At 67.1% G+C, this 5,389-nt stretch carries 7 protein-coding genes, 1 pseudogene and 1 riboswitch; of the genes and pseudogenes, 6 read left to right on the forward strand and 2 right to left on the reverse strand.

The window, feature by feature from the left end:
* A partial coding sequence (locus WAW85_RS17195; RefSeq protein ID WP_422560799.1) for an MFS transporter occupies positions 1-1,696 on the forward strand: 1,696 nt, incomplete at its 5' end.
* Entirely contained in the window at positions 1,674-2,240 is a 567-nt protein-coding gene (locus WAW85_RS17200) for a DUF2771 family protein (RefSeq protein ID WP_422560800.1), read from the forward strand. The genes WAW85_RS17195 and WAW85_RS17200, both read left to right, overlap by 23 nt.
* Positions 2,241-2,249: 9 nt before the next feature.
* On the opposite strand, the gene WAW85_RS17205 is transcribed toward WAW85_RS17200, so the two are convergent.
* Entirely contained in the window at positions 2,250-2,663 is a 414-nt protein-coding gene (locus WAW85_RS17205; protein ID WP_422560801.1) for a cold-shock protein, read from the reverse strand.
* Between the two features lie 105 nt (positions 2,664-2,768).
* Here WAW85_RS17205 and WAW85_RS17210 point away from each other — a divergent pair, with 105 nt between their 5' ends.
* The 3 genes from WAW85_RS17210 (at position 2,769) to WAW85_RS17220 (ending at position 4,538) form a co-directional block, all read left to right on the forward strand.
* A complete protein-coding gene (locus WAW85_RS17210; protein WP_422560802.1) occupies positions 2,769-2,978 on the forward strand; it encodes a hypothetical protein in 210 nt (69 codons plus the stop codon).
* Positions 2,975-3,484, forward strand: a complete 510-nt coding sequence (locus tag WAW85_RS17215) for a flavin reductase family protein (protein WP_422560803.1) — start codon at positions 2,975-2,977, stop codon at positions 3,482-3,484. Before WAW85_RS17210 ends, WAW85_RS17215 begins: the two co-directional genes overlap by 4 nt.
* 255 nt (positions 3,485-3,739) lie before the next feature.
* Positions 3,740-3,931, forward strand: a riboswitch (cyclic di-AMP (ydaO/yuaA leader).
* 7 nt (positions 3,932-3,938) lie between these two features.
* Positions 3,939-4,538 carry a transglycosylase family protein gene (locus WAW85_RS17220; RefSeq protein ID WP_422560804.1) on the forward strand — a complete coding sequence of 200 codons (600 nt, stop codon included), beginning with the start codon at positions 3,939-3,941 and terminating at the stop codon, positions 4,536-4,538.
* A 78-nt stretch (positions 4,539-4,616) separates the two neighbouring features.
* Here the strand turns inward: WAW85_RS17220 and WAW85_RS17225 are convergent, their stop codons facing one another.
* Positions 4,617-4,799 (reverse strand): hypothetical protein, encoded by a 183-nt coding sequence (locus WAW85_RS17225; RefSeq protein ID WP_422560805.1) that lies wholly within the window; start codon positions 4,797-4,799, stop codon positions 4,617-4,619.
* Between the two features lie 80 nt (positions 4,800-4,879).
* Between WAW85_RS17225 and WAW85_RS17230 the strand changes: the two are divergent.
* Positions 4,880-5,389: pseudogene (locus WAW85_RS17230) on the forward strand (hypothetical protein); the annotation flags it as partial.

Consider the following 5,389-nt stretch of genomic DNA (forward strand, 5'->3'; position numbering starts at 1 on the left):
CAGCGGGCATCCGGGTCAGGCACATCCGGGGCAATCGCAGTACCCGGCCGATCGACGGCGACGGCCGGCTCCGCCACCGTCGCACAACCCGCACCTACCACCGCTGGAACCGGACACCCGAGCGTTCACCGCGGCCGAGCCCACCCTCGGGCATGCGGACCCGTGGGTGCCGCCGGAGAAGGTCACCGTGGTCCGCGTGATGGCGCAACGATCCAAGTACTTCGCCCGTCGCAGCGTGCGCATGGTCCACCGCGCCGCCACCGCCGACGGCGCCGACCGATCCGGGCTCACGGCCCTGACCATGCCGGTGGTGTTCAACAATGCCGTCGACGCGGCGATGGCAGTCGCCCTCGCCAACACCCTGTTCTTCGCCGCCGCCACTGCCGACTCGAAGGTCAACGTCGGCCTGTACCTGGCGCTGACCATCGCCCCGTTCGCGCTGATCGCACCGCTGATCGGACCGCTGCTCGACCGGCTGCAACACGGTCGGCGGATCGCGATGGCCACAACCTTCGGCATCCGTGCGCTCCTGGCATTGCTGATCATCGTCAACTCGTCCTGGGATGCCCAGACCAACCAACTGATCTACAAACCGTGGATCCTGTATCCCTGCGCCCTCGGGTTGATGGTGCTGTCCAAATCGTTCGGGGTGCTCAAGTCGGCGGTGGCGCCGCGCGTCCTCCCACCCTCGATCGACTTGGTGCGGGTCAATTCGCGGCTGACCATGTTCGGACTGGTCTTCGGCACCATCGTCGCCGGCGGTATCGCCGGGTTCGGCGAGTTGGTGCTTGGCCAGTGGCTGCCTTTCCATCTACCCGGCGCAATGCTGATCCTGTGCCTGCTGGCAATCGGCGGCGCCTACTTCTGCATGAAGATCCCGTCCTGGGTGGAGGTCACCGAAGGCGAGATCCCCACCACCATCACCTACCGCGCGGATCCGGCGGCCGAACAGTCCGGGAGGCAGACCGGTCGCCGCCTGTCGGCGAAGCTCGCCGAGACCATCCGGCAGCCGCTCGGCCGGGTCGTGGTGACTGGTCTGTGGGGCAACGGCACCATCCGAATCTTGACCGGCTTCCTCACCCTGTATGTCGCGTTCTACGCGAAAGCCCAGGCCACCGACAACGGCGGCTGGGGCCAACTGATGATGCTCGGTGCCGTCGGCGCGGCGGCCGGCGTCGGCAATGCCTTGGGCAACGGCGTGGGCACCCGCCTGCAGCTGACCAACCCGCCGCGGGTGATTGTGCTGTGCACCGCGGCGGCAGCGGTCGCCGCGGTCGCTGCCGCCGTCGTCGGTACGCTGCTGATGGTCACCATCGCGGCGTTGATCGCCTCGGCCGCCAGCGCGATCGGCAAAGTGTGCCTGGACTCCACCATTCAGGACGATCTGCCCGAGGCCTCCCGCGCGTCCGCCTTCGGTCGTAGTGAGACTGTGCTCCAGCTGTGCTGGGTGCTCGGCGCCAGCCTCGGCGTCCTGCTCCCGACGACATTGTGGATCGGTTTCACCGTCGTCGCGGTCTTGATGGCCATCGGCCTGGCCCAGACCATCCTGACCAGCCGCGGTGCCACCTTGATTCCCGGCGTCGGCGGTCGGCGCCCGGCCGAGCCTGCCCCGACCGCGCCGTTCACCGCAGTCACGCCTACCCACCCCCGCCCACAGCGCTCGAAGGACCCGGATGACCCTGCAGCCCGCCGATAAGAAGGCCCTCGCGATTCTCACGGCCGCCGTGGTCGCCGCCCTCGCGATCATCGTGGTCGCCACCACCCTGCTGGTGCGCGGCCACGTCGCCCCGCCGCCGTCCATCACTGTCGGCACCGACCGCAGCCTCGAGCGGGTGGAGCCCACCGTGTGGTGCGATCTCAAACTCACCGAATGCACCCCGCGCCCGATGAACTTGGCGGAGATCGCCGTACAGCCGGTCACCGTGCTACCGGTGGCCGTCGGTTCAACGCTGTCGCTCTCGGTGCCCCACCAGATCTTCGAAGGCCCGTGGCTGCTGACAGCAACGTACGCCACACCCGAGGGCCTCGACTTCCAGCAGTGGATTCACCGGTCGGGCACCATGGCCACGCAGCGACTGGCCTCGACCCCGGACCGGGTGCTCCTCGGTATCGAAGTAAAGCCGTTCTCCGCCGTCATCTACGACACCGCCGACAGTTTGGACCAGGGCGAGATCGGTTTCCGCGCGCACTACGCGGTACGAACAGCGCCGACGGGCTATGTCGTGTCGACGACGCCCTGACCTACCGCGCTAACGGTCCAGCTCGCGCGTTACCGCGCGCACGACTTCGGAGATCCGGCGGGCCGTCTTGCGGTCCGGGTAGCGACCGTTACGCAGATCGGGCTGCACCTTGCCCTCGAGCAGGGTGATCAGATCGGCGATCAGCCCGTGCAACTCGTCGGGGGTGTGCTTCTTCGCCGCAGCGTGCTGGTTCTCCCGCACATTGCGCGCGACGCTCGGGGCGGCTTCGAGCACGGTCACCCGCAGCGCCTGCGGTCCGCGGCGGCCGGCGGCCATGTCGAACTCGACGCGCTGGCCGGCGCTCAACTCCGAGACATCGGCGGGCAGGGCGGACGCCCGCACGTAGACGTCGTCACCGTCCTCCTGCGAGAGGAACCCGAAACCCTTCTCGGAGTCGTACCACTTCACCCGTCCGCTCGGCACTGTGCTCACCTTCAACTGTCTGCTGCTATTGCCTATAGGAATGCGCCCCACATCGAGATGAGGCGCACTTCGAGCTATCGTACGCGGCAGACTACCGTGGGCGTCATGCAGACCCCGAAGTCGTCAGTGTTGCTCCCAACAGCAGTCATCATGGTGATCATCGGTTTCCTGGCGTCGGTGAGCCTCTTGATCCCGGCGGTCCGCGACTCGAACCAAATCATCGTGACTCTCACCTATGTGTTGGCGATGCTGGCACCCCTCGGACTCCTCCTGGCGGTCACCTTCGCCCTGATCTCCGGACGACGCAGTCGGTGAATCCGGACACCCCGCTCGACGCCGCCGCCGACCCGGCAGCTCTCAAGCGCGCCTACAGCTGTTTCCCGTCCGGTGTCGTCGCCGTCTGCCGACAGCAGTCAACCGGCGAGCACGTCGGCATGTCGGCGAGCGCGTTCACCACAGTCTCACTCGATCCACCGCTGGTCTCGATCTGTGTCCGGCGCGAATCGACGACGTGGCCGCAGTTGCGCGACGCCGAGCTGGGCATCAGCGTGTTCGCTACCGACCAGGGCGCGGCCGCCCGGCAACTCGCCGGTCCGCCCGCGGACCGGTTTACCGGATGGAGGCCGCTCGTTGAGCCCAGTGGCGCCCTCTTCATTCCCGGTGCGGCGGCACATCTGGTGTGCACGGTCGCCAGCGAGATCCCGGGCGGCGACCACACCGTCGTTCTCCTTCAGATTCACGCTTTGCGCAGCGATCCCGGCGTCGACCCGCTGGTCTTCCACGCCAGTACTTTTCGGGCGCTGGAGGCCCGCCGGGGGTAACGACATGTGCCCCAAGTCTCAATCGCACTGTGACCTTCCTCACATCACGGGCAGGTAACAGACTGGGAACGGAACGACTATCAGTGCCGTGAGCAGGGATAACGTCCGATTGGGCCCAAGGTCCCCGATTGGGGGCCAAAAAGACGGATCTCGGACCGCGTGATTCAGCCATACCAATTCCGTAGAGTTCAACCCGGTCGCCCTCGGGCACCGACAAAACAACATCTCCCGACGGACGCGCCCAACCTCGTTCCGCCGCCGGGATCACCGAACTCACACAGTTCAGGAACGAGGGCGGGGGACCCACCATCCCACCGGATAACGGCGAGAAGTCGAGAGACATTTCGCCTTGGGGTTAAGTCCGAACCGGACGTCAGTCCGCGGCAGACCGAGCACCTCTCGCTCGAACCCGACAGCTTACTTCGCAGGCGCGTGGAGAGAGGAAAAACTTCCTATGGCACGTCACGCTAAGTCGTCCAACAGCACCACCAAGACTGCGGCCAAGATCGCCCTGACCACCGCCGTCCTCGGCGGCGGCGCTGCCTTCCTGAGCGCCGGTACCGCCTCGGCGGCCACCGATTCCGAATGGGACCAGGTCGCTCAGTGCGAGTCGGGCGGCAACTGGGCCATCAACACCGGCAACGGCTACTCCGGTGGCCTGCAGTTCAGCCCGAGCACCTGGAGCAGCCACGGCGGCGGCCAGTACGCCCCGACTGCGAACCAGGCCTCGAAGTCCCAGCAGATCGCGGTTGCCGAGCGCGTGCTCGCCAGCCAGGGCAAGGGCGCATGGCCCAGCTGTGGCGTCGGACTGTCGGGCGCGACCCAGCGCACCGCGCCGGCCGAGCCGACCACCCCGGCGCTTCCGAAGCTGAACAACCACGCCGCCCCGAGTGGTGACGACGCTGCCACGACCGCTGAGGCGATCGCACAGGCCAAGAAGGGCACCAGCCCCGAACTGCGCAACGCCGTCGACGCGTTCGAGAAGTCCGGTATCAAGCTGGACAAGGGTCAGTTGGACCTGTTCAACGCGAACAAGGGCGCCCTGGGTCTGTAAAGATCCACGCCGCTCTGCACCACGTAGACATAAAGAATCCCCGCACCGAACGGTGCGGGGATTCTTTTGTCTACGGCGTCAGCGGTTGACGACGGTCTTCGGGTTGATAAACGACAGCTCGTCCGCGGGCACCGGGAACGTAGTCTCGTTGCCGAAGGGCGAGAGAGCACCGGCGAGATGCGCGGTGAACTCGGTGACGGCATGGTCCTCGACAGCGATGTCCGGCCAGCCATTGTCCACATAACCATTGTTCTTAGCCACGGGCCCATTGTGCCATGTCGACCCGGCACCATTGGTGTGGACCCGAAAGCCGGTGCCACGGCGTCGGTAGACTCGTTCGGATGACCGGTGTGCCCACTACCGCGCCCCTGCGTGGTCTCAGCGATGCACTGACCGACCGTTCCGACCAGGCGCTCGCCGAACTCCTCACCCGGCGCCCCGATCTCGCGTCTCCCCCGCCGCGCGGCACCGCCCGACTAACGCAGCGGGCGCTGTCGGCAGCCTCGATCGCGCTCGCCGGCGATTCGGTCGATTTGCCCACCGTCGCCGTCATTGAAGCGTTCCTTGACTGCGGCGGACCGATCTCCCGACATGACCTGATCGGGCCGGTCACCCGCGAGGATCTGATCGGCGCCCTCGGACGCCGGATCAAACGCGCCGAACTCGACGCGTCCCTGGCCGACCTCGTCGCCCAGGGACTGATCTGGGATTCGGGCACCGGAACCGCCCGAAAACCGGCCTGGGTGGCCGGGATCCACCTCGCCGCCGCCCTGCCCTGGCGTGGCCACCACCTGATCGGCCCGCTGGCCGCGGCCACGCCCGCCGAGATCCGTGAGCTGATCGACGCCCTG

It is taken from the genome of Gordonia sp. (in: high G+C Gram-positive bacteria) (genome assembly GCF_049299075.1).
Classification (GTDB): domain Bacteria; phylum Actinomycetota; class Actinomycetes; order Mycobacteriales; family Mycobacteriaceae; genus Gordonia.